Source organism: Cellulomonas sp. P4_H4, from assembly GCF_056400865.1.
The window spans coordinates 797,602-819,406 of sequence record NZ_JBFUKL010000002.1; the positions used below are offsets into that span (position 1 = coordinate 797,602).

At 68.5% G+C, this 21,805-nt stretch carries 14 protein-coding genes and 3 rRNA genes; 14 read left to right on the plus strand and 3 right to left on the minus strand.

Translation table 11 applies throughout. The features are described 5' to 3' along the window. The first annotated feature begins 23 nt into the window (after positions 1 to 23). The 6 genes from AC1DPN_RS09935 to AC1DPN_RS09960 all read left to right on the plus strand — a co-directional run bounded on the left by AC1DPN_RS09935 (position 24) and on the right by AC1DPN_RS09960 (position 7,063). On the plus strand, positions 24 to 998 hold the full coding sequence (locus AC1DPN_RS09935) for a carbohydrate ABC transporter permease (protein ID WP_477084565.1): 975 nt from the start codon (positions 24 to 26) through the stop codon (positions 996 to 998). Then, positions 998 to 1,864, plus strand: a complete 867-nt coding sequence (locus AC1DPN_RS09940; RefSeq protein ID WP_477084566.1) for a carbohydrate ABC transporter permease — start codon at positions 998 to 1,000, stop codon at positions 1,862 to 1,864. The genes AC1DPN_RS09935 and AC1DPN_RS09940 overlap by 1 nt, the downstream gene beginning before the upstream one ends. Before the next feature lie 12 nt (positions 1,865 to 1,876). After that, entirely contained in the window at positions 1,877 to 4,147 is a 2,271-nt protein-coding gene (gene yicI / locus AC1DPN_RS09945; RefSeq protein WP_477084567.1) for an alpha-xylosidase, read from the plus strand. A 185-nt stretch (positions 4,148 to 4,332) separates the two neighbouring features. After that, positions 4,333 to 5,772 (plus strand): glycoside hydrolase family 1 protein, encoded by a 1,440-nt coding sequence (locus tag AC1DPN_RS09950; protein ID WP_477084568.1) that lies wholly within the window; start codon positions 4,333 to 4,335, stop codon positions 5,770 to 5,772. 134 nt (positions 5,773 to 5,906) lie between these two features. Beyond that, positions 5,907 to 6,206 (plus strand): hypothetical protein, encoded by a 300-nt coding sequence (locus tag AC1DPN_RS09955; RefSeq protein WP_477084569.1) that lies wholly within the window; start codon positions 5,907 to 5,909, stop codon positions 6,204 to 6,206. Next, positions 6,203 to 7,063 carry an HAD hydrolase family protein gene (locus AC1DPN_RS09960; protein ID WP_477084570.1) on the plus strand — a complete coding sequence of 287 codons (861 nt, stop codon included), beginning with the start codon at positions 6,203 to 6,205 and terminating at the stop codon, positions 7,061 to 7,063. The genes AC1DPN_RS09955 and AC1DPN_RS09960 overlap by 4 nt, the downstream gene beginning before the upstream one ends. On the opposite strand, the gene AC1DPN_RS09965 is transcribed toward AC1DPN_RS09960, so the two are convergent. Continuing rightward, a complete protein-coding gene (locus tag AC1DPN_RS09965) occupies positions 6,997 to 7,644 on the minus strand; it encodes a class I SAM-dependent methyltransferase (protein WP_477084571.1) in 648 nt (215 codons plus the stop codon). The two genes, AC1DPN_RS09960 and AC1DPN_RS09965, sit on opposite strands and share 67 nt — an antisense overlap. A gap of 71 nt (positions 7,645 to 7,715) precedes the next feature. Between AC1DPN_RS09965 and AC1DPN_RS09970 the strand changes: the two genes are divergently transcribed. Next, positions 7,716 to 8,483 carry an alpha/beta hydrolase gene (locus AC1DPN_RS09970; RefSeq protein ID WP_477084572.1) on the plus strand — a complete coding sequence of 256 codons (768 nt, stop codon included), beginning with the start codon at positions 7,716 to 7,718 and terminating at the stop codon, positions 8,481 to 8,483. Next, positions 8,480 to 9,193, plus strand: a complete 714-nt coding sequence (locus tag AC1DPN_RS09975; RefSeq protein WP_477084573.1) for an alpha/beta fold hydrolase — start codon at positions 8,480 to 8,482, stop codon at positions 9,191 to 9,193. Before AC1DPN_RS09970 ends, AC1DPN_RS09975 begins: the two co-directional genes overlap by 4 nt. Here AC1DPN_RS09975 and AC1DPN_RS09980 read toward each other — a convergent pair. Then, positions 9,182 to 9,634 carry a hypothetical protein gene (locus AC1DPN_RS09980; RefSeq protein ID WP_477084574.1) on the minus strand — a complete coding sequence of 151 codons (453 nt, stop codon included), beginning with the start codon at positions 9,632 to 9,634 and terminating at the stop codon, positions 9,182 to 9,184. The two genes, AC1DPN_RS09975 and AC1DPN_RS09980, sit on opposite strands and share 12 nt — an antisense overlap. 40 nt (positions 9,635 to 9,674) lie before the next feature. Further along, on the minus strand, positions 9,675 to 11,834 hold the full coding sequence (locus tag AC1DPN_RS09985; protein ID WP_477084575.1) for a coiled-coil domain-containing protein: 2,160 nt from the start codon (positions 11,832 to 11,834) through the stop codon (positions 9,675 to 9,677). Between the two features lie 226 nt (positions 11,835 to 12,060). Between AC1DPN_RS09985 and AC1DPN_RS09990 the strand changes: the two genes are divergently transcribed. From AC1DPN_RS09990 to rrf, 6 genes are all read left to right on the plus strand, one after another. After that, the gene (locus tag AC1DPN_RS09990) at positions 12,061 to 13,845 is read left to right on the plus strand and encodes a hypothetical protein (protein ID WP_477084576.1); all 1,785 of its coding nucleotides are present in this window, start codon (positions 12,061 to 12,063) and stop codon (positions 13,843 to 13,845) included. Beyond that, positions 13,842 to 14,840: a DUF8094 domain-containing protein gene (locus tag AC1DPN_RS09995; protein ID WP_477084577.1), complete on the plus strand. Its 999-nt coding sequence runs from the start codon at positions 13,842 to 13,844 to the stop codon at positions 14,838 to 14,840. The genes AC1DPN_RS09990 and AC1DPN_RS09995 overlap by 4 nt, the downstream gene beginning before the upstream one ends. 67 nt (positions 14,841 to 14,907) lie before the next feature. Beyond that, complete coding sequence (locus AC1DPN_RS10000; RefSeq protein ID WP_477084578.1) at positions 14,908 to 15,849, plus strand: co-chaperone YbbN; 942 nt, start codon at positions 14,908 to 14,910, stop codon at positions 15,847 to 15,849. Positions 15,850 to 16,522: 673 nt separating this feature from the next. Then, positions 16,523 to 18,043: ribosomal RNA gene (locus tag AC1DPN_RS10005) — 16S ribosomal RNA — on the plus strand. A 447-nt stretch (positions 18,044 to 18,490) separates the two neighbouring features. Then, a 23S ribosomal RNA gene (locus AC1DPN_RS10010) occupies positions 18,491 to 21,599 on the plus strand. A gap of 82 nt (positions 21,600 to 21,681) precedes the next feature. Then, positions 21,682 to 21,798, plus strand: a 5S ribosomal RNA gene (gene rrf, locus AC1DPN_RS10015). The 16S, 23S and 5S rRNA genes sit together here, the layout of an rRNA operon. The last annotated feature ends 7 nt before the right edge of the window (positions 21,799 to 21,805 follow it).

A 21,805-nucleotide genomic window follows, 5' to 3' on the forward strand; every position in this document is an offset into this window, starting at 1 on the left:
CAGCCCCACGGAGGACGGACCCCATGAGCACCGAGGCTCTCGACACCCGCACGACCGCCGCCACGCCGGCGGCGACCCCACCTGCGACGCGACGCAAGAAGCGCCCGAGGTGGGTGGCGTACCTTCCCTACCTCGCACCTGGCGCGATCTTGTTCATCATCGTGATCGGCATCCCGTTCGCGACGAACATCGTCTACAGCTTCCAGAAGTGGAAGGGCGGCATGGCCCCGCACCAGTGGGTCGGCCTGGACAACTACACGGCGCTGCTCCACGACGAGCAGTTCTGGACGTCGTTCCGCAACTCGATCTCGATGATCGTCGCGATGGTGATCGTGCCCACGTTCATCGGGCTGCTGCTGGCCGCGGTGCTGTTCGACTACCTGGGCAAGAAGTTCGGGTCCCGCTCGGCCTCGGTCCTGCGCGCCAGCTACTACCTGCCGCAGATCCTCCCGGTCGCCGTCGCGGGTGTGCTGTGGAACTGGATCCTGAACGCCCAGACCGGCGCGCTGAACGAGGTGCTGCGCTCGCTGGGCGTCGAGAACCCGCCCAACTGGCTCGGCTCACCGACGACCGCGATGCCGACCGTGATGCTGGTCCTGGTCTGGGTGCAGATCGGCTACCCGGTGGTGATCTTCATGTCCGCCCTGCAGCGCGTCGACCCGGAGCTGTACGAGGCGGCCGAGCTCGACGGCGCCGGCTGGTGGCGCCGGTTCCGGGCCATCACCATCCCGCAGATCAAGCCTGAGACGTTCGTCGTCGTGCTCACGTGCACGGTGGCCGCGCTCAAGGTCTTCGGACCCATCTACGTGCTGACGCGAGGCGGCCCCGAGGGCTCGACCCTGGTGCCCAGCTACTACTCGTACCTGAACTTCTTCGACAAGTCGAAGGTCGGCTACGGGGCGGCGGTCGCCAACGTGCTCACCCTCGTCATCGTCGTCGCCGCCGGGCTGATCCTCGCCGCGCAAGCGCGCAGCGAGCGCAAGGAAGGTGTCAGCTGATGGCCACCGAGGTGCTCACCACTCCCGTGTCCGGTGCTCGGCACCGGCGCGGCGCGGCGCGATGGGTCGTGCTGGCTGGGGCAGTCCTGGTGGCGCTGGCCATCCTGCTGCCGTTCATCATCATGGTGCTCAACGCGTTCAAGTCGCCCCTGGACTACTCGCAGAACGGCCCGCTGAGCTGGCCCGCCGAGTTCTACACCAAGGGCCTCACGACGTTCTGGGAGCGCGTGGACTTCCCGCAGAAGCTGCTCAACTCCATCTGGATCTCGACCGCGGTGGCCATCTTCGGGACGCTCCTGTCCCTGCTCAACGCCTACGCGATCGGCATCGGGCGGGTCAAGGGTCGGCTCTGGGTCGTGTCCCTGTTCCTGCTCGCGACGATGCTTCCCCAGGAAGCGCTGATCTACCCGCTGTTCACGATGGCGAACGAGGTCGGCCTGTCGAACTCCCCGTGGTCGGTGATCATCATCTTCACCGTCATCCAGTCGGCGTTCGGGACCTATCTCCTGGCCTCCGTGCTGGGCACGTTCCCGAAGGCGCTGCTCGAGGCCGCCGCCCTGGACGGCGCGAGCCGCTGGGACGTGCTGTGGAAGGTCGTCTTCCCGGTCGTCCGACCGACGCTCTCCGTCCTGATGATCTTCTTCTTCATCTGGACGTGGAACGAGTTCTTCATCCCGCTGGTGATGCTGACGACGAACGACACCCAGACCATCCCGGTCGCGCTCGCCTCGCTGCAGGGCGACCGGATGATGGACGCCCCCACGACCAACGCGGGCGCACTCGTCTCCCTGATCCCCGCGGTCCTCTTCTTCCTGATCTTCCAGCGCACCCTGACCCGCGGCGTCACCGCCGGCTCGGTCAAGTAAGGGCATCGACACATGAAGTTCACCGACGGCTACTGGCAGCTCCTTCCCGGCGTCGAGGTGCTGCGACCGCGCAGCATCGCTGACGTGGTCGTGGGCGAGGACACCCTGACGGTCTACAGCGCGACGACCCACCTGGTCTCGCGGGGCGACACCCTGAACCGCCCTCTGGTCACCGTGACGTTCACGTCCCCGATGGAGGACGTCATCGGGGTCCGCATCGAGCACCACGCCGGCGGCGTGGACCGGGGCCCGGCGTTCGCCGTCGCGCAGACCGCGAGCGACGTCAAGGTCGTCTCCGACGGGACGGTCGCCTCGCTCACGTCCGGCGGTCTCACCGCTCGTGTGGCGACGACCGGGTCGTGGAACGTCGACTTCGAGGCCGAGGGCCGCGTCCTGACGTCCTCGACCACGCGCAGCATCGGCGTCGTCACCGACAAGGGCGGCGACGCCTACGTGCACGAGCAGCTCAGCCTCGGGGTCAGCGAGCAGATCTACGGGCTCGGCGAGAGGTTCGGTCCGTTCGTCAAGAACGGCCAGTCCATCGACGTGTGGAACGCGGACGGAGGCACCTCCTCCGAGCAGGCGTACAAGAACGTCCCGTTCTACCTGTCGAACGCGGGCTACGGCGTCTTCGTCGACGACCCGGGCCGCGTCTCGTTCGAGGTGGGCTCCGAGGCGGTGTCGCGCACGCAGTTCTCCGTACCGGGGCAGACGCTGCAGTACTACGTGATCCACGGCCCCTCGCCGAAGGAGGTGCTGAGCCGGTACACGGCCCTGACCGGCCGACCGGCACGCGTGCCCGCCTGGTCGTACGGCCTCTGGCTGTCCACGTCGTTCACCACGCAGTACGACGAGGCCACGGTCATGTCGTTCGTGGACGGCATGGCCGAGCGCGGCCTGCCGCTCAGCGTCTTCCACTTCGACTGCTTCTGGATGCGGGCGTTCCACTGGACCGACTTCACGTGGGACCCGGCGACCTTCCCGGACCCCGAGGGGCTGCTCTCACGCCTGCACGCCAAGGGCCTCAAGGTCTGCGTCTGGATCAACCCGTACATCGCACAGCGGTCCAGGCTCTTCGACGAAGGGCGCGAGGGCGGCTTCCTGGTGAAGCGCGCCGACGGCTCGGTCTGGCAGACCGACGACTGGCAGGCGGGCATGGCGCTGGTCGACTTCACGAACCCCGCCGCGGTCGCCTGGTACCAGGGCCACCTGCGCCACCTCATGGGGCAGGGGGTCGACGCCTTCAAGACCGACTTCGGCGAGCGGATCCCCACCGACGTCGTCTGGCACGACGGCTCGGACCCGATGCGGATGCACAACTACTACACGCACCTCTACAACCGCGCGGTGTTCGACGTGCTGGAGGCCGAGCGGGGTGAGGGCGAGGCCGTCCTGTTCGCGCGGTCCGCGACCGCGGGCGGCCAGCAGTTCCCCGTGCACTGGGGCGGCGACTGCGAGTCGACGTTCGTCGCGATGGCCGAGTCCCTGCGCGGCGGGCTGTCGCTGGCGTCGTCGGGGTTCGGGTTCTGGAGCCACGACATCGGTGGCTTCGAGGGCACGCCCGACGCCGCGGTGTTCAAGCGCTGGCTGCCGTTCGGGCTGCTCTCGTCGCACAGCCGGCTGCACGGCTCCGACTCCTACCGCGTCCCGTGGGCGTTCGACGAGGAGGCCGTGGACGTCTCCCGCGCGTTCACGCGGCTCAAGCTGTCCCTCATGCCGTACGTCGGGCGGCTCGGCCAGGACGCGCACGAGCAGGGGCTGCCGGTCATGCGGCCGATGGTCCTGGAGTTCCCCGACGACCCCGGCGCGGCCACCGTAGCGACGCAGTACATGCTGGGCGAGAGCCTTCTGGTGGCGCCCGTCTTCACAACCGACGGTGAGGTCGACGTCTACGTGCCCGAGGGCGTGTGGACCTCGCTGCTCACGGGCGAGCAGGTCACCGGACCGCGTTGGGTGCGCGAGTCGCACGACTTCCTGTCGCTGCCGCTCTACGTCCGCCCGGACACGGTGCTTCCGGTGGGCTCGCGCTCCGACCGTCCCGACTACGCGTGGGCCGACGGGGTGACGTTGCGGCTCTTCGAGCTCGCCGACGGCCACCGATCGCAGACGGTCGTCCCGTCGCCGGACGGCGGCGAGCCGACGACGTTCGTCGTCACGCGTGAGGCGGACGAGGTCCGCGTGACCGTGCGCAACGCGGTCGGGCCGTGGCGCGTGCAGATCGAGGAGTCGGGTCTGCTCGTCGACGTGGTCGATGGCCGGGAGGTGCTCGAGCTCGCGCTGTGAGGGTGGCACCCGCAGCGGGGCAACCCGTTGCGGGAGCGCTCCCACTTGTCGTATCGTAACGTTTCGACGCAGCAGGTGGCCGACGGCGTACCCGGAACGCGCAGACGAAGACGTCGCGATCCACGCCAGTCACCGATCCAGATCAGCCGCGCACAGATATGCCCGCCCTACTCGAAGGACCGCACATGAGCACCCCGCGACCGTCCGGCCGCCCGTTCCCCACCGACTTCCTGTGGGGCTCGGCCACCGCGTCCTACCAGATCGAGGGTGCCGCGGACGAGGGCGGGCGCGCCCCGTCGATCTGGGACACGTTCTCGCACACGCCCGGGAAGGTCTCCGACGGTGACACGGGCGACGTCGCCGTCGACCACTTCCACCGCGTCCCGCAGGACGTCGCGATGATGAGCGAGCTCGGTCTGCAGGCCTACCGGTTCTCCATCTCGTGGTCCCGGGTGCAGCCCACGGGCTCCGGCGAGTACAACCAGGCCGGGATCGACTTCTACTCCGACCTCGTGGACCGCCTGGTCGCAGCGGGGATCAAGCCGGTCGCCACGCTCTACCACTGGGACCTGCCGCAGGCGCTCGAGGACGAGGGCGGCTGGACCAACCGGCAGACCGCCGTCCACTTCGGCGAGTACGCGCGCAAGATGGCCGAGGTGCTGGGCGACCGCATCTACCTGTGGACCACCCTGAACGAGCCGTGGTGCTCGGCGTACCTGGGCTACGCCTCGGGCGTGCACGCTCCGGGCCGGACCGACGACGTCGCCGCGCTCGCCGCCGTCCACCACCTGAACCTCGCGCACGGCCTGGCCGGGCGCGCCATCAAGGACGTCCTGGGCGCCGAGACCCCGATCTCCGTGACGCTCAACCTGCACGTGACGCGTGCGGCGACCGACGCGCCGGCGGACCTCGAGGCCAAGCGCCTCGTCGACACCATCGCCAACGAGGTCTTCCTGCGCCCCATGCTCGACGGCGAGTACCCGAAGGAGGTCTTCGCCGACACCGAGCACCTGACCGACTGGTCGTTCGTGCAGGACGAGGACCTCGACATCATCCAGGTGCCGCTCGCCCTCCTCGGCATCAACTACTACTCGACGGGTCGGGTCCGGTGGGGCACGCCCGAGGTCGGCGACGGCGGACCCGGCCCGGACGGCCACCGCTCGTCGCCCCACAGCCCGTGGGTCGGTGCGGCGAACGTCGAGTTCCTCCCGCAGCCCGGTCCCCACACCGCGATGGGCTGGAACATCGAGCCCCAGGGCCTGGTCGACCTGCTGCTCGAGATGCACGAGCGCTACCCGGACCTCCCGCTCGCGATCACCGAGAACGGCGCCGCGTTCGACGACGAGCTCACGCCCGACGGTCGGGTGCACGACGCCGACCGTGTGGCCTACCTGCACGACCACATCGACGCGGTCGGCGAGGCCATCGAGCGGGGCGCCGACGTCCGCGGGTACTTCGTCTGGTCGCTCATGGACAACTTCGAGTGGTCGTACGGCTACTCGAAGCGCTTCGGTGTCGTGCGCGTCGACTACGACACGCTCGAGCGCACCGTCAAGGATTCCGGCCACTGGTACCGCGAGCTGATCGCGACCAATGCGGTGCCCTCCCAGGACGTCCACCTCTGAAGTACCCGTGACGTCCGCACTCGCGAGGCCGGGAGCCCTCCGAGTGCGGACGTCCGGCCCCTCCGTCCGAGCACGAGCGCGCGACACCAGCCGCCCCTGCTCGGACGTCCGCGTTCTTGGGGGAGGATGGAGCGGTGGGACGACGATCGACGAAGCGGCCGTACGGCGCTGAGCACGTCGAGCTCGACCTCGACCGCGTGACGGCCGGACGCCGCGCCGAGAGCGCTGCCGACGGCGAGTGGACCGTCCAGCAGGTCCGCGGCGCCGACCGCGAGTACCGCTGCCCGGGGTGTGACCAGCTGCTGGCTGCCGGGACGGCGCACGTCGTCGCGTGGCGCACGGACGGGCTGTTCGGTGAGGCTGTCGACGACCGCCGCCACTGGCACACCTCCTGCTGGCAGGCCCGGGACCGACGCGGACCCTCGCGCCGATGATCACCCCGCGTCTCGTCCCGCCGCGCCTGATCGCCACGGATCTCGACGGCACCCTCCTGTGCGACGACGGCACGGTGTCCGCCCGCACCGCGGCGGCCCTGCGGGACGCTGCCGACGCCGGCATCGAGGTCGTGTTCGTGACCGCCCGGCCGCCGCGCTGGCTCGACGTGATCGCCGAGCACGTCGCGGGCCACGGGGTCGCCATCTGCGCGAACGGTGCGGCCGTGATCGACGTCGCGACCCGCGCGGTCCTCGCCGAGCACGGCATGCCCGTCGACCTCGTCGCGACCCTCGCCGGACGCATCCGCGCAGCGTGGTCGGACGCGGTGTTCGCCACCGAGACCGTGCGCGGGTTCGCGCACGAGACGGGATTCGACTCGACCCACCCCGTCCCGGACCTCAGCCCCACCGCCGACCGCATCGAGGACGTGCTGGCCGGGTCGACCCTCAAGCTCCTCGTCCGCAGCCCGGTCCGGCCGCTCGACACCTTCGCCGACGACCTGTCCGCGGTGATCGGGGAGCTCGCGATCGCCGCCGACTCGGGAGCGTCGGGGCTCGGCGAGATCTCGGGGCCAGGCGTCACCAAGTCGGCCACCCTGGAGCGTTGGGCGGCGGACCGGGGGATCGCCGCGGCCGAGGTGTGGGCCATGGGCGATGCCCCGAACGACCTCTCGATGCTCACCTGGGCGGGCGCGTCGTTCGCGGTCGCCAACGCGCACCCCACCGTCCTGGCCGCGACCAGCCACCGCTGCGCGTCCAACGTGGCCGACGGACCGGCGGACGTGCTCGACTACGCCGTCGAGCTCACCGGCCGTCGGACCGCGACCAGCACGGCGTCCCGGATCTCGACCGGCTGACCGTCCTCCCCGACGACCGTGCGGGTCGGCGAGGACGCGGTGACGTCCCACGTCGCCGGATCGAGCGTCACGCCGACGTCCTCCGCCGTGAACAGCAGCTCCGCGCGGTCGGGACGCTGGATCGTCGTCGCGCCGTGGTCGGACGGGTGGTGGCCGACGACGAGCAGCATCCCCCCGGGCCGGACGGCGTCGGCGAGCCGGCGGTGCAGGTCGACGAGCTCGGCGGGCGGCAGGTGCATGAACTGCGCGGACACCAGGTCGTACCGCTCGGCGCCGGGCTCCCAGTCCAGGACGTCCGTGAGCTCCCAGCTGATCGGCAGCGAGCCCGCGATCGCGGCGGCGCGGTCGAGCGCGACCTGCGAGATGTCGGCCGCCGTCACGGTCCAGCCGCGCGACGCGAGCCAGATGGCGTCGGCGCCCTCGCCCGACCCGACGTCCAGCGCGGTCCCGGGGGTCAGGTCGGAGACGACCGACACCAGCTGCGGGTTCGGGTTGCCGCTCCAGATGCGCTCGGCGGAGGAGTACCTCGCGTCCCAGAACTCGGGGGTGTACAGGATCGGCTCGTGCTGGTCGTGGCTCATGTCGAGCATCTTGCCGTCCGCGGCCGTGCCCACCGGCACCGTGTTGCCGAACCGGCAATAGGCTCGTGCCGATGAGCACCTCCATGAGCCCAGACGGCACCGGCCACCCGATTCGGTCCTTGACCGTCCTGCCCGCGCACCGCGAGGACGTCGAGCTGCACACGGCGGACGGGCTGACGCTCGTCGGCGAGCTCGCCGTACCGCAGGATCGCCCACCGGTCGCGACGCTGGTGACGCTCCACCCGCTCCCCACGCACGGCGGGTACATGGACTCGCACGTCTACCGCAAGGCCGCCTGGCGGCTGCCCGCGATGGCGGACCTCGCCGTGCTCCGGTTCAACACCCGCGGCACGACGAGTCCGCGGGGAACGAGCGGGGGAGCCTTCGACGGGGGCGTGGCCGAGCAGTTCGACGTCGCCGCCGCGATCGAGTTCGTCGAGTTCCACGACCTGCCGCGGCCCTGGCTGGTCGGCTGGTCGTTCGGCACCGAGCTCGTCCTCATGCACGGGCGCGACCCCGCGATCGAGGGCGCGATCCTGCTCTCCCCGCCGTTGCACCGCGCGAGCGACGCGGACCTCGACGCCTGGGCAGCGTTCGGCAAGCCGCTGGTCGTGCTGGTCCCGGAGCACGACGACTACCTGCGTCCCGACGAGGCGCGTCGACGGTTCGCCCGCGTCCCGCAGGCCGAGGTGATCGGCGTCGACGGCGCCAAGCACCTGTGGGTGGGGGAGTCCGCCGTACGACGGGTGCTCGACGAGATCGTCGGCCACGTCCTGCCCGACCACCCGCTCCCGCTGCCCGTCCGGTGGGCCGGCGACACCGTGGAGGCGACCGCATGACCACGCTCGTGCTGCTGCACGCGTTCCCGCTCGACCACCGCATGTGGGACGCGACGAAGGCCCTGGTCACGGGCTTCTCCGAGGTCCTCACGCCGGACCTGCCGCAGCTCGAGCAGGAGCCGTCGCTCGAGGTCGCGGCGGACGCCGTCGCCGCCCAGGTCCGCTCCGCGGGTGCCGAGCGGGTCGTCGTCGGTGGGCTGTCGATGGGCGGCTACGTAGCGCTCGCGCTGCTCGAGCGGCACCCGGACCTCGTGGCGGGCCTCGCCCTCATCGACACGAAGTCGACCGCCGACGCCCCCGAGGCCTACGCCAACCGGCTCCGCATCGCCGACGAGGCCGAGGCGAGCGGGACCGTGGACCCGGTGCGCCCCATGAGCGGCGTGCTGCTGGGGGAGACCACCCGCACGCTCCGACCCGGCGTCACCGCGGTCGTGGACGGCTGGATCGGCGAGCAGACCCCCGCTGCGGTGGCGTGGTGCCAGCGCGCGATGGCCGCCCGCCCGGACCGTACCGAGGTCCTGCGGGCGTTCGACGGCCCGGTCCGGGTCGTCGTGGGCGACGAGGACACGGTGACGCCGGTCGCCGCGGCAGAGCATCTCGTGTCCGTGGCGAAGCACGCGCGACTCGTCGTCGTGCCGCACGCGGGGCACCTGACCGCGATCGAGGACCCCGCTGCCGTCGCGGAAGCCCTGAGCGAGCTACTTCCCTAGCAGCCGCGCCAACGCCACGCTCAGGTCGATCGACTCGCCGTCCTTGCCGCCTGCGCCGAGCACGAGCGTCGGTTCCGAGGGCTCCGGCGCCACGCCCTTGAACCGCGCCGAGAGACTTCCGGGCACCGTGAGGATGTAGAAGTTCCCCTCGGTGTCGATCGCGATCGTCTCGTCCAGACGCAGGTACCAGCCGGTCAGCGGCGTCCTGTACCGGGTCCGGCCCTCGTAGCTGTGCGCGCGGAGCTCGACCGGCTGCGGACCGAACCTCTGCACGCGCCGCAGGAACGCGACGATCTGCTCGTGGGCTGCGGCCGACTCGGCACGCTGGCGGTTGGCGAGCAGGTCGGCGTGCGCCGTGGCGGTCGCCCGCTGCTGTTCACGCCACTTGGCCGCCGCGTCATCTGCGGGCTTGCCAGGATTTTGGGCGCTCTCGTCGGGCAACTGTCAGTCTCCGGTCTCGTGATCGCGCCGCGTTGCGCGTTCAGTGCGTCGGCGCGGGTGCGTCGTCCTTGCCAGCAGTCTGGGGGTCCTGCGTCTCGGACTCGTGCGACACGTCGGACGTCACCTCCGCGGTCACCTGGTCGGGCGATGCGTCTTCGGAGGGTCCTCCCTGCGCTGGCACAGAAGGTACCGCAGCTCCCGCGGTGGCCGCGGAGACCGGCGCCGGCCGGGACTTCGACGGACGGGCCGCCGCCGGCCGCGCGGGCTTCGCGCCGGCGTCCGGCTTCTCGTCCTTGGCGGCGCCCTTGCTCACCGGCGCACCCTTCTTCTGCTCCTTCTCGAACTCCGCCTCGGCGCGCGTGGCGCGGTCGAGCGTCGCGCGGTCCGGGTTGTGCCCGAGCAGGTTGCGGAGCTCGTCGAGGTAGGAGGTGATCGACTCGCGCTGGCGGTTCAGGTCCTCGACCTGCCGCGTGGCGGACGTCCGCTCGCGCTCCGACTCGATCATGGCGTCAGAGATCTGCTTCTCGGCGTGCTCGCGGGCCTCCGCGACCACCCGGTCGGCGTTCTTGCGTGCGTTGGAGAGCAGCTCCTTGGCGTGCGTCTCAGCGTCGGTGCGCACCTTGTCGCCCTGCGCGAGCGCCTTGGCGACGCGCTGCTCGGCCTCGGCGGCGTGCGCCTCCGCATCGCGCACGAGCCGCTCGGTCTCCCCACGGGCGGTCTCGTGCCGCTCAGCGTCCTCGCGCTCGGCGGCCTCGCGACGCGACGCGATCGAGAGCTCGGCCTCGGCCAGCTTCTGCTCGGCCCCGCGCGCCAGCTCGTCCGCCGTCGTCTTGGCCGTGCTGGTGAGCTCCGCGGCAGACCGACGTGCCTCGGTGAGCACGCGCTCCGTCTCCAGGCGGGTGCGCTCACGCAGCTCGGCCGTCTCCCGGTCGGTCGTGGCGCGCAGCTCGGCGGTCTCCCGTCCGGTGACCTCGGTCAGCTCGGCCGCCTCGCGCGCCGTGACGTCGCGCAGGTGGCTCGTCTCCTGGGCGGTCCGCTCGCGCAGCTCGGTGGTCTCCCGCTCGGCGGTCGCGCGCAGGTCGGCGGCGTACCGCTCGGCGTCGCCCCGCAGCGCCACGACGGCCTGCTGGGTCTCCGAGCGGAGTGCACCCAGCTCGTCGGCGGCCGCGGCACGGAGCTCGCCGGTCTCGCGCTCGGCCTGTGCCCGCACGAACGCGGCGTACTGCTCGGCCTCGACGCGCAGCGCTGCGACCTCGGCACCGACGCGCTGCTGGAGCGCCGCGGCGTCGCGCTCGGCTGCGGCGCGCACGCCGTCCGCGTACTCCTGCGTCTGCACGCGCAGCGACGTGACCTCCTCGGCGGCCCGCTGACGCAGGGCGGCAACCTCGGCGGCGGCGTCGGAACGCTGCTGCGCCACATACCGGTCGACCTCGGTGCGCTGGCTGGCCAGCTCGGTCTCGACGCGCTGCCGCAGCTCGGTGGTGTCGGCGTCAGCGCTCTGGCGCAGGTCCTGCGCGTAGTGCTCGGCCTCTTCGCGCTGCGCGGTCGTCTCGGCCTCGCTGCGCGCGCGGAGCTCGCTCGCGGTCTGCTCGGTCGCGATCCGCAGCTGGGTGGCCTCGTGCTCGACGCTCGCCCGCAGGGTGCCGAGCTCGCGCTCCAGGGAGCTGCGGCGCTCGCTCTCCTCGGTCGTGGTCGCGCTCTGGATGCGTGCGGCCTCGCGCTCGGCGGAGCCGACGAGCTCCTCGGCACGCCGCTGTGCGGCGAGCAGCGTGCTCTCTGCCTCCGACGTGGCCGTCGTCCGCACCTCTTCCGCCTCGCGGCGAGCGGTCGCGATCAGCTCGCCGACCTCGTTCTCGGCGCGCGCGCGCAGCTGGCCCGACGACAGCTTGGCCCGGGCAAGGGCGTCGGCGGCCTGGGCGTTCGCCTGCGTGACGACGTCCGACGACTGCTCCTCGGCCGACCGCAGCAGCTGCTCGATCCGCGAGCCGAGCCCGGAGTAGGTGGGCCGCTCGGCCTCGCGGAGCTGGCGGTGCGCCTCGGAGAGCTCGCCTGCGACCTGCATGGCGCGCCCGTCGAGCTGCTCGACCTGGGCGCGGGCGTCGGCGAGGGCCTTCTCGAGGGCGGTGATGCGGCTGTCGACGGCTTCGCGTTCGTATCCGCGGAAGCTGACGACGGGGAAGGGGGTCCGGGCGTCGGGCACGAGCGATCCTCCTGGGCACTGTGACTCCGTGGAAGCCGCCTCGGTCGAGACGCTCTGTGACAACCGGAGCCCGCGCAAAGGATACGCGTCTTCCCTCGTCGGGTGTCAGCGTCCGGGGCTCCGTCATGCGCCCTACGCTGCACGCGTGGGCGTCCGAACCGCCCCGGTTCGGCCGTGACGTGCTGCTCTGCCTATCCTGGGGCTTCTCGTCCCTGGAGGATCCTGCGTGGTGAAGCGACTGATCATCGCCGCCGTCGGCGTCGTCGGACTGGTCGTCATCGGTCTCGGCGTGGCCTCGGCGACGGTGTGGAGGGCCGACGACGTGCTCGTCGCCGGGACGTCGGGCGGACAGCACACACTGGTGACGGCACCAGGCGTGCTGGAGCTCGGTGGCGATCCGGTGACGGCGCACATCACGGTGCCCGGCGACGGACAGGTGACGCTGGCCATCGGCCGCGACACCGACGTCGAGGGCTGGATAGGCACCGACGCCTACGGACAGGTGACCGGGCTGGCGGAGTGGCACGAGCTGGCCGTCACCGGTGTCGAGGACACCGCACCCGAGCCGACCGCCACCGGGACGGAGTCGCCTGCCGCGGCGCCCACGCCCGCGCCGTCGGCGAGCACGGACGCCGACGCACAGGCGGACACCGCGACCACCGCGGACCCCGCCGGATCGGACCTGTGGGTCGCCCAGGCGACCGGCAAGGGCTCGGCGACGCTCGAGTGGCCGCAGCAGGAAGGCCGCTGGAGCCTCATCGCAGTGAGCACGGGCGAGTCCGCGCCGAACCTGACGCTGGCGTGGCCGCGGGTCGTCACGACGCCGTGGCTCTGGCCGGCGGTCGTCGTCGGACTCCTGCTCGTGCTGCTGTCCGGCTGGCTCCTGTTCCGAGACCTGCGTCGCTCCCGGCTCGGTCTCGACGAGGAGTGGCACCCGGTCACGACCGGCACCATCCCGACCGTCCTGGCCGGGGACGTCGACGAGATCCCGGTCCTCACCCGCCGCCAGCTCCGCGAGGCGGCCGCCGCGAAGGCAGCCCGTCCCCGGACCGGCCAGGTTCCCCAGGTCCCGCCACCCTTGGCCGCGTCCGAGGTCCAGACGGCGACGACGCCCGTCGGAGCGCAGCCCACCAGCCGGCGCGCGTTGCGCGGGGCGTCGACGCAGACGTCGCCCACGGGCGCAGTGCCCGTCAGTGCGGTCCGCGCCGGTTCGCCCGCTGCACCCGTCGGGGCACCCGGCGCCGGCTGGACGCCGACACCGCCGGGGCCAACGACCGGCGCCGCGTCGGCGGTCCCGACGAGCGGATCAGAGTCCGGCACGACGCCTGTTCCGCCCGGTGCCGACGCCGGTGCGCACGGCCGTCCGTCGTGGCTCAGCGCCGGGGGACCGTCCGCGACCGCCGCGGGCGGTGCTGCATCAGGCGGTGCCTCGTCAGGCGGCGCCGCTTCTGTCGGCGCCGCCGCAGGCGCCGCTGCCACTGGCAGGCCGGGTGCGTCGTCTTCCTCGAACCCGTCCGCCGGGTCGACTCCGTCCGCCGGGTCGACTCCGCCCGCCGGGTCGACTCCGCCCGCCGGGTCGACTCCGCCCGCCGGGTCGACGCCGGCCGCAGGTCCGAAGTCGCCCGCCGGGTCGACGCCGCCCGCAGGTCCGAAGTCGACCGTGGGTTGGGCGCCGCACCCCTCACCGAACGTGCCACCCGAAGAGAAGCCGCAGGCGCCGCCCCAGCCGTCCGGACCCTCGGCTGGCGCCGGCGCACGAGGAGCGTCGGGCTGGGCGACGGTGACTGCTCCGACGCCCAATGGCGCGCAGACACCCGAGGCCGACCCTCACGCGGGTCGACCGGCATGGCTGAACACGTCGTCACCAGCCGCGGCGCAGGAACCTGCCGCGGGGGGATCGCGGGCCGACGCCTGGCGGCGCGCCTGGGGACTCCCGCCCATCGAGGAGGACCAGACGCAGCCTCAGGCCGATTCCGAGCCGAGCAACGACGAGCCGGAGGACGGTCGATGATCCGCCACCCACGTCGCCGCGTCGCCGTCCTCGCGGTCCTTGCCGTGGTGAGCCTCGGAGCGTGCGCCACACCTCTGCCGCAGCCGGCGCCGGCGCCGGTTCCGGCGGTCGCGCCGGCAGCGACGACGATCTCGCAGTCGGACAACGTCCTGAACGACCTGGGCGAGGTGCTGGCGGCCGGCGACGAGACGCTCGATGCAGCACTCCTGGCGCCCCGCGTCTCGGGACCGGCCCTCGAGATCCGATCGGCGGAGTACGTCCGGGCCAAGGCGACCGCGAACGCGAAGCCTCCGACGCTCATCCCGACCCAGGAACAGGCCCTGATCCTCCCGCAGACCGACACGTGGCCGCGGACGCAGCTCGTGGTCACCGAGCAGCCTGACGACCTGCAGGCCCCGCGCATCCTCGTGCTCCTGCAGTCGGCACCGCGCGACCAGTACCACCTGTGGGGCTGGGGACGCATGGGCCAGGGCATCCAGATGCCCGCGACCGCAGCCCCCGGCACGGGCAGCGCGGTGGTCGCCCCCGATGCCACGGGCCTCGTGGCGACGCCGACCGACGCGTTCGTGCAGTACGCCGACGTGCTGGCGAACGGAGCCGCATCGCAGTATGCCGCGGCGTTCGCCCCCGACGCCCTCCGGACCGGGATCGAGGCCGCCCGGGCGGCGACGGTGGCCGGGGTGGGGAGTGCGGGCACCGTGACGGAGACCTACACGCCGGCACCCGAACCGCTGACGTCGTTGGCGACCGTCGACGGTGGCGCGATCGTCGTCAGCCAGCTGACCACCGTGTCGACGGTCCAGCTCACCGCCGGCGGCACGATCCCGGCCTTCGATCCCTTCTACGCGGCTCTCACGGGCAAGACGACTGCCGCGGGCAGCTTCGTCCGCACGTTCACCGACGTCGTGATCATGTACGTGCCCCCGGCGGGCGGCACGGCGCTGATGCAGGTGCTCGCTGCGGAGCACGCAGTCACCAAGGCGACTGCCGACTGATATTTCCGGCAGTCTGTGTCTCAGCACGCACGACCTGTACCCGACCTCGCACGAAGGACCACCTCGCATGTCCCAGCCCACCGGACCTCGCCCACGGCTCGATGCGCGCGGCGCGGTCGACCTGTCTTCGCTCGCACGTCCGGCCACGCCGCCCCCCGGTTCGCCCGGCGGACTGCCCGCTCCCGGGGCCTTCGTCGTGGACGTCGACCAGGAGTCGTTCCCGGCGCTGGTGCAGAGCTCGACGAGCCACCCGGTCGTGGTCGTCCTGTGGGCGGCGTGGAGCGAGGTCAGCACGACGGTCGCGGGAGACCTCGCGGCGCTCGCCGACGAGGACGGTGGCCGTTGGCTCCTCGCGCGCATCGATGCCGACGCCAACCCGCAGATCGCTCAGGCCTTCCAGGCGCAGTCGGTGCCGACGGTCGTCGCGGTGCTCGCGGGCCAGCCGTTGCCTCTGTTCCAAGGTGCGTACCCGCGCGACCAGGTGCGCGCGGTCCTGGACCAGGTGCTCGCTGCGGCCGAGGCGAACGGCATCACGGGCCGGGTCGCGCCGGCCGGCGCGCGCGACGCAGAACCCGCGCCCGAGCCCGAGCCGGAGCTGCCGCCTCTGCACCAGGCGGCGTACGACGCGATCGAGCGCGACGACCTGGACGCGGCGCGCGCGGCGTACGAGCAGGCGATCAGGGAGGACCCGCGCGACGCGCTGGCCCGGGCCGGTCTTGCTCAGGTCGGGCTGCTCGACCGCACGCGCGACGCCGACCTGTACGCGGCACGCGCCGCAGCGGCCGCGGATCCCCAGGACCTGGACGCGCAGCTGGCGGTAGCCGACCTGGACATCCTCGGCGGAAAGGTCGAGGACGCGTTCAGCCGACTCATCGACGCGCTCCGCGTGACCTTCGGCCCGGACCGCGAACGGCTGCGCCTGCGCCTGGTGGACCTGTTCGAGGTCATCGGCGCCGACGATCCGCGCGTGGTGGCGGCCCGCCGCGCCATGGCGAGCGCCCTCTACTGAGCCGAACGCCGAGCGAGAGCCGAGCCCGTTCCTCGCGTCAGCCGAGAACTTTCGAGTGCGCCGCAGCGATGACTCAGGGCGCCGGCAGACGTTTGTGCAGGTCAGCGGCTAGGAAGGCGTGGTGACCCGCGTCACCCGGCGCTGATTTGCCCTCAGGGCAGTCGCTGCGTACTGTTCTCGATGTCGCCCGGCAGGGAGGAACGGACACCGAGGATTGAACCTCGATGGCTGGTCCCCCGGATGACACCCCCCGGAAGCTCCGACCGGCGATCACATCGCCGGTCACTGTTAGCGTCCGGGACCGGAGCTCGGACTCCTCAACTCGATGAACTGCCTCGCAGAGGGAGTTTGACGGGGAGGGTCCACTCCGCTAAGTTAGAACGGTTGCCTCCGGACAGGTTGAAGGACCTGGAAGGATGCGCGTCTGTTCCTTGAGAACTCAACAGTGTGCCAAATAGTCGATGCCATATGGCTCGCTATCTGAGATGTTCTGGGCCGGCGGTCTGGGGTGTTGATGGTGGTGGGTCTTGGTTGAGATGGGTGTCGTTTCTTTCACCTCCGTGGAAGGGCGGTGCCCGAACAGCCGAATCTGATTGGTCGGCCGGGTTGAACCGGTTGGCTGTTTCGTTTTGTCGGTTGCCATGCTGCTTTGGTGGTGTGGTGCCAGTTGACATTTACGGAGAGTTTGATTCTGGCTCAGGACGAACGCTGGCGGCGTGCTTAACACATGCAAGTCGAACGGTGATGACCAGCTTGCTGGTCTGATCAGTGGCGAACGGGTGAGTAACACGTGAGCAACCTGCCCTTCACTCTGGGATAACCACGGGAAACGGTGGCTAATACCGGATATGAGACGTACACGCATGTGTCGCGTCTGGAAAGATTTATCGGTGAGGGATGGGCTCGCGGCCTATCAGCTTGTTGGTGGGGTAGTGGCCCACCAAGGCGACGACGGGTAGCCGGCCTGAGAGGGCGACCGGCCACACTGGGACTGAGACACGGCCCAGACTCCTACGGGAGGCAGCAGTGGGGAATATTGCACAATGGGCGCAAGCCTGATGCAGCGACGCCGCGTGAGGGATGACGGCCTTCGGGTTGTAAACCTCTTTCAGCAGGGAAGAAGCGCAAGTGACGGTACCTGCAGAAGAAGCGCCGGCTAACTACGTGCCAGCAGCCGCGGTAATACGTAGGGCGCAAGCGTTGTCCGGAATTATTGGGCGTAAAGAGCTCGTAGGCGGTTTGTCGCGTCTGCTGTGAAAACCTAAGGCTCAACCTTGGGCTTGCAGTGGGTACGGGCAGACTAGAGTGCGGTAGGGGTGACTGGAATTCCTGGTGTAGCGGTGGAATGCGCAGATATCAGGAGGAACACCGATGGCGAAGGCAGGTCACTGGGCCGCAACTGACGCTGAGGAGCGAAAGCATGGGGAGCGAACAGGATTAGATACCCTGGTAGTCCATGCCGTAAACGTTGGGCACTAGGTGTGGGGCTCATTCCACGAGTTCCGTGCCGCAGCAAACGCATTAAGTGCCCCGCCTGGGGAGTACGGCCGCAAGGCTAAAACTCAAAGAAATTGACGGGGGCCCGCACAAGCGGCGGAGCATGCGGATTAATTCGATGCAACGCGAAGAACCTTACCAAGGCTTGACATACACCGGAAAAGTGCAGAGATGTGCTCCCCGCAAGGTCGGTGTACAGGTGGTGCATGGTTGTCGTCAGCTCGTGTCGTGAGATGTTGGGTTAAGTCCCGCAACGAGCGCAACCCTCGTCCCATGTTGCCAGCGGGTTATGCCGGGGACTCATGGGAGACTGCCGGGGTCAACTCGGAGGAAGGTGGGGATGACGTCAAATCATCATGCCCCTTATGTCTTGGGCTTCACGCATGCTACAATGGCCGGTACAAAGGGCTGCGATACCGCGAGGTGGAGCGAATCCCAAAAAGCCGGTCTCAGTTCGGATTGGGGTCTGCAACTCGACCCCATGAAGTCGGAGTCGCTAGTAATCGCAGATCAGCAACGCTGCGGTGAATACGTTCCCGGGCCTTGTACACACCGCCCGTCAAGTCACGAAAGTCGGTAACACCCGAAGCCGGTGGCCCAACCCTTGTGGAGGGAGCTGTCGAAGGTGGGACTGGCGATTGGGACTAAGTCGTAACAAGGTAGCCGTACCGGAAGGTGCGGCTGGATCACCTCCTTTCTAAGGAGCATCTGGCATCCCGCGTCCCTGTCATGGGGGTGTGAGTGGTGTCCAGGCCCGTTGTCCCTGCCGAACGAGTGGGGGACGGTGCTCGAGGGTGGAACATCGACTGTGGCCGGCTTTCGAGCTGGTGGCGCCTAGTACGCCGCAACCTTTCGGGGTTCGGGTGGGAACGGTGAGCTGCCAGGGAGGGGGTCGGCTGGGCACGCTGTTGGGTCCTGAGGGAACAGCCGGAAGGTTGTTGTCTCGGGGTCGCTACGCACGCGGTCTGCACCTGWGGGTGTGGGGWGGSTGCGAGGGACTGCGGGCTGGTACCGCTCGGTGAACCGCCTRCCACGAACCCCGCGAGGGTTTGGGGTGGGTAGGCGCTGGGGTGAGGGTGCTCAGAACCGGTCGTAGCTTGAGAACTGCACAGTGGACGCGAGCATCTTTTTGAATGATCTTTGTGGTCAAGTTTATAAGGGCACAGGGTGGATGCCTTGGCACTAGGAGCCGAAGAAGGACGTTGTAGCCTGCGATAAGCCTCGGGGAGTTGGCAAACGAACCGTGATCCGAGGATGTCCGAATGGGGAAACCCCGCACGAGTCATGTCGTGTGACCCGCACCTGAATATATAGGGTGTGTGGAGGGAACGGCGGGAAGTGAAACATCTCAGTACCGCCAGGAAGAGATATTCCGTGAGTAGTGGCGAGCGAAAGCGGATCAGGCCAAACCGTGTACGTGTTCAAGCCGGCAGGCGTTGCGTGCACGGGGTTGTGGGACCTTTCCGTTGGATCTGCCGATCCGACAGGGAGTCAGAAAGTCGCGTCATAGTCGAAGGGCATTGAAAGGCCCGGCACAGAGGGTGTGACCCCCGTAGACGAAATGGCGTGGCCTCCCGAAGGGGATCCCAAGTAGCTCCGGGCCCGAGAAACCTGGAGTGAATCTGCACAGACCACTGTGTAAGCCTAAATACTACCTAGTGACCGATAGCGGACAAGTACCGTGAGGGAAAGGTGAAAAGTACCCCGGGAGGGGAGTGAAATAGTACCTGAAACCGTGTGCCTACAATCCGTTGGAGCCTCCCTAGCAGGGGTGACAGCGTGCCTTTTGAAGAATGAGCCTGCGAGTTAGTGGTACGTGGCGAGGTTAACCCGTGTGGGGAAGCCGTAGCGAAAGCGAGTCCGAATAGGGCGTCTCAGTCGCGTGCTCTAGACCCGAAGCGGAGTGATCTAGCCATGGGCAGGTTGAAGCGCGGGTAAGACCGCGTGGAGGACCGAACCCACCAGGGTTGAAAACCTGGGGGATGACCTGTGGTTAGGGGTGAAAGGCCAATCAAACTCCGTGATAGCTGGTTCTCCCCGAAATGCATTTAGGTGCAGCGTCACGTGTTTCTTGCCGGAGGTAGAGCTACTGGATAGCCGATGGGCCCCACCAGGTTACTGACGTTAGCCAAACTCCGAATGCCGGTAAGCCAGAGCGTGGCAGTGAGACTGCGGGGGATAAGCTCCGTAGTCGAGAGGGAAACAGCCCAGACCACCAGCTAAGGCCCCTAAGCGTATGCTAAGTGGGAAAGGATGTGGAGTTGCACAGACAACCAGGAGGTTGGCTTAGAAGCAGCCACCCTTGAAAGAGTGCGTAATAGCTCACTGGTCAAGTGATTCCGCGCCGACAATGTAGCGGGGCTCAAGTATACCGCCGAAGCTGTGGCATTCACACAAGCGCTAAGCCTTCGTGGTTCAGGCGTGTGGATGGGTAGGGGAGCGTCGTGTGGCGAGTGAAGTCGCGGGGTAACCCAGCGGTGGACGCCACACGAGTGAGAATGCAGGCATGAGTAGCGAAAGACGGGTGAGAAACCCGTCCGCCGAATGACCAAGGGTTCCAGGGCCAGGCTAATCCGCCCTGGGTAAGTCGGGACCTAAGGCGAGGCCGACAGGCGTAGTCGATGGACAACGGGTTGATATTCCCGTACCGGCGAAGAACCGCCCATACCGAGCCCGGTGATGCTAAACGCCCGAAGCACCGCATCGTCCCTTCGGGGACACCGTGGTGTGGAGCGCGTGACCCGAACCGGTAGTAGGTAAGCGTATTAACAGGGGTGACGCAGGAAGGTAGTCGAGCGTGGCGATGGTAGTCCACGTCTAAGGTTGTAGGGCGAGGTGTAGGCAAATCCGCACCTCATGAAGCCTGAGAGCTGACAGGTACCGCGTATGCGGGAAATCGATGATCCTATGCTGCCAAGAAAAGCCTCGACGCGAGGTTCTAGCCGCCCGTACCCCAAACCGACTCAGGTGGTCAGGTAGAGAATACTAAGGCGATCGAGAGAATCGTGGTTAAGGAACTCGGCAAAATGCCCCCGTAACTTCGGGAGAAGGGGGGCCTGAAGCGTGAACCGACTTGCTCGGGGAGCGTGAAGGGCCGCAGAGACCAGGGAGAAGCGACTGTTTACTAAAAACACAGGTCCGTGCGAAGTCGCAAGACGATGTATACGGACTGACGCCTGCCCGGTGCTGGAAGGTTAAGAGGACGGGTCAGCCGCAAGGCGAAGCTCAGAATTTAAGCCCCAGTAAACGGCGGTGGTAACTATAACCATCCTAAGGTAGCGAAATTCCTTGTCGGGTAAGTTCCGACCTGCACGAATGGCGTAACGACTTCTCCGCTGTCTCAACCGCGAACTCGGCGAAATTGCACTACGAGTAAAGATGCTCGTTACGCGCAGCAGGACGGAAAGACCCCGGGACCTTTACTATAGCTTGGTATTGGTGTTCGGTGCGGCTTGTGTAGGATAGGTGGGAGACTGTGAAGCCGGCACGCCAGTGTCGGTGGAGTCAACGTTGAAATACCACTCTGGTCGCTCTGGATATCTAACCTCGGTCCGTGATCCGGACTAGGGACAGTGCCTGGTGGGTAGTTTAACTGGGGCGGTTGCCTCCTAAAATGTAACGGAGGCGCTCAAAGGTTCCCTCAGCCTGGTTGGCAATCAGGTGGCGAGTGCAAGTGCACAAGGGAGCTTGACTGTGAGACTGACAGGTCGAGCAGGGACGAAAGTCGGAACTAGTGATCCGGCGGTGGCTTGTGGAAGCGCCGTCGCTCAACGGATAAAAGGTACCCCGGGGATAACAGGCTGATCTTGCCCAAGAGTCCATATCGACGGCATGGTTTGGCACCTCGATGTCGGCTCGTCGCATCCTGGGGCTGGAGTAGGTCCCAAGGGTTGGGCTGTTCGCCCATTAAAGCGGTACGCGAGCTGGGTTTAGAACGTCGTGAGACAGTTCGGTCCCTATCCGCTGCGCGCGCAGGAAACTTGAGAAGGGCTGTCCCTAGTACGAGAGGACCGGGACGGACGAACCTCTGGTGTGCCAGTTGTTCCGCCAGGAGCACGGCTGGTTGGCTACGTTCGGAAGGGATAACCGCTGAAAGCATCTAAGCGGGAAGCCTGCTTCAAGATGAGGTTTCCATGGGGACTTGATCCCCGAGAGGCTCCCAGCTAGACCACTGGGTAGATAGGCCGGATGTGGAAGAGGGGACGAAAGACCCTCGCAGCTGACCGGTACTAATAAGCCGACAACTTCATCACATTCATTCAAGTCAATGTGCTACGCGTCCACTGTGCGGTTCCCGAGAGACGAACGGGAACCCGTTTGACAACTCGACAACGTTACGGCGGTCATAGCGAAGGGGAAACGCCCGGTCCCATTCCGAACCCGGAAGCTAAGCCCTTCAGCGCCGATGGTACTGCACTCGCCAGGGTGTGGGAGAGTAGGACGCCGCCGGACATCATTC

Coding starts and splice junctions, on each gene's coding strand:
- AC1DPN_RS09950 (WP_477084568.1), top strand. CDS start 4,333: ATGAGCACCCCGCGACCGTCCGGCCGCCCGTTCCCCACCGACTTCCTG.
- AC1DPN_RS09960 (WP_477084570.1), top strand. CDS start 6,203: ATGATCACCCCGCGTCTCGTCCCGCCGCGCCTGATCGCCACGGATCTC.
- AC1DPN_RS09935 (WP_477084565.1), top strand. CDS start 24: ATGAGCACCGAGGCTCTCGACACCCGCACGACCGCCGCCACGCCGGCG.
- AC1DPN_RS09965 (WP_477084571.1), bottom strand. CDS start 7,644: ATGAGCCACGACCAGCACGAGCCGATCCTGTACACCCCCGAGTTCTGG.
- AC1DPN_RS09940 (WP_477084566.1), top strand. CDS start 998: ATGGCCACCGAGGTGCTCACCACTCCCGTGTCCGGTGCTCGGCACCGG.
- AC1DPN_RS09995 (WP_477084577.1), top strand. CDS start 13,842: ATGATCCGCCACCCACGTCGCCGCGTCGCCGTCCTCGCGGTCCTTGCC.
- yicI (WP_477084567.1), top strand. CDS start 1,877: ATGAAGTTCACCGACGGCTACTGGCAGCTCCTTCCCGGCGTCGAGGTG.
- AC1DPN_RS10000 (WP_477084578.1), top strand. CDS start 14,908: ATGTCCCAGCCCACCGGACCTCGCCCACGGCTCGATGCGCGCGGCGCG.
- AC1DPN_RS09975 (WP_477084573.1), top strand. CDS start 8,480: ATGACCACGCTCGTGCTGCTGCACGCGTTCCCGCTCGACCACCGCATG.
- AC1DPN_RS09970 (WP_477084572.1), top strand. CDS start 7,716: ATGAGCACCTCCATGAGCCCAGACGGCACCGGCCACCCGATTCGGTCC.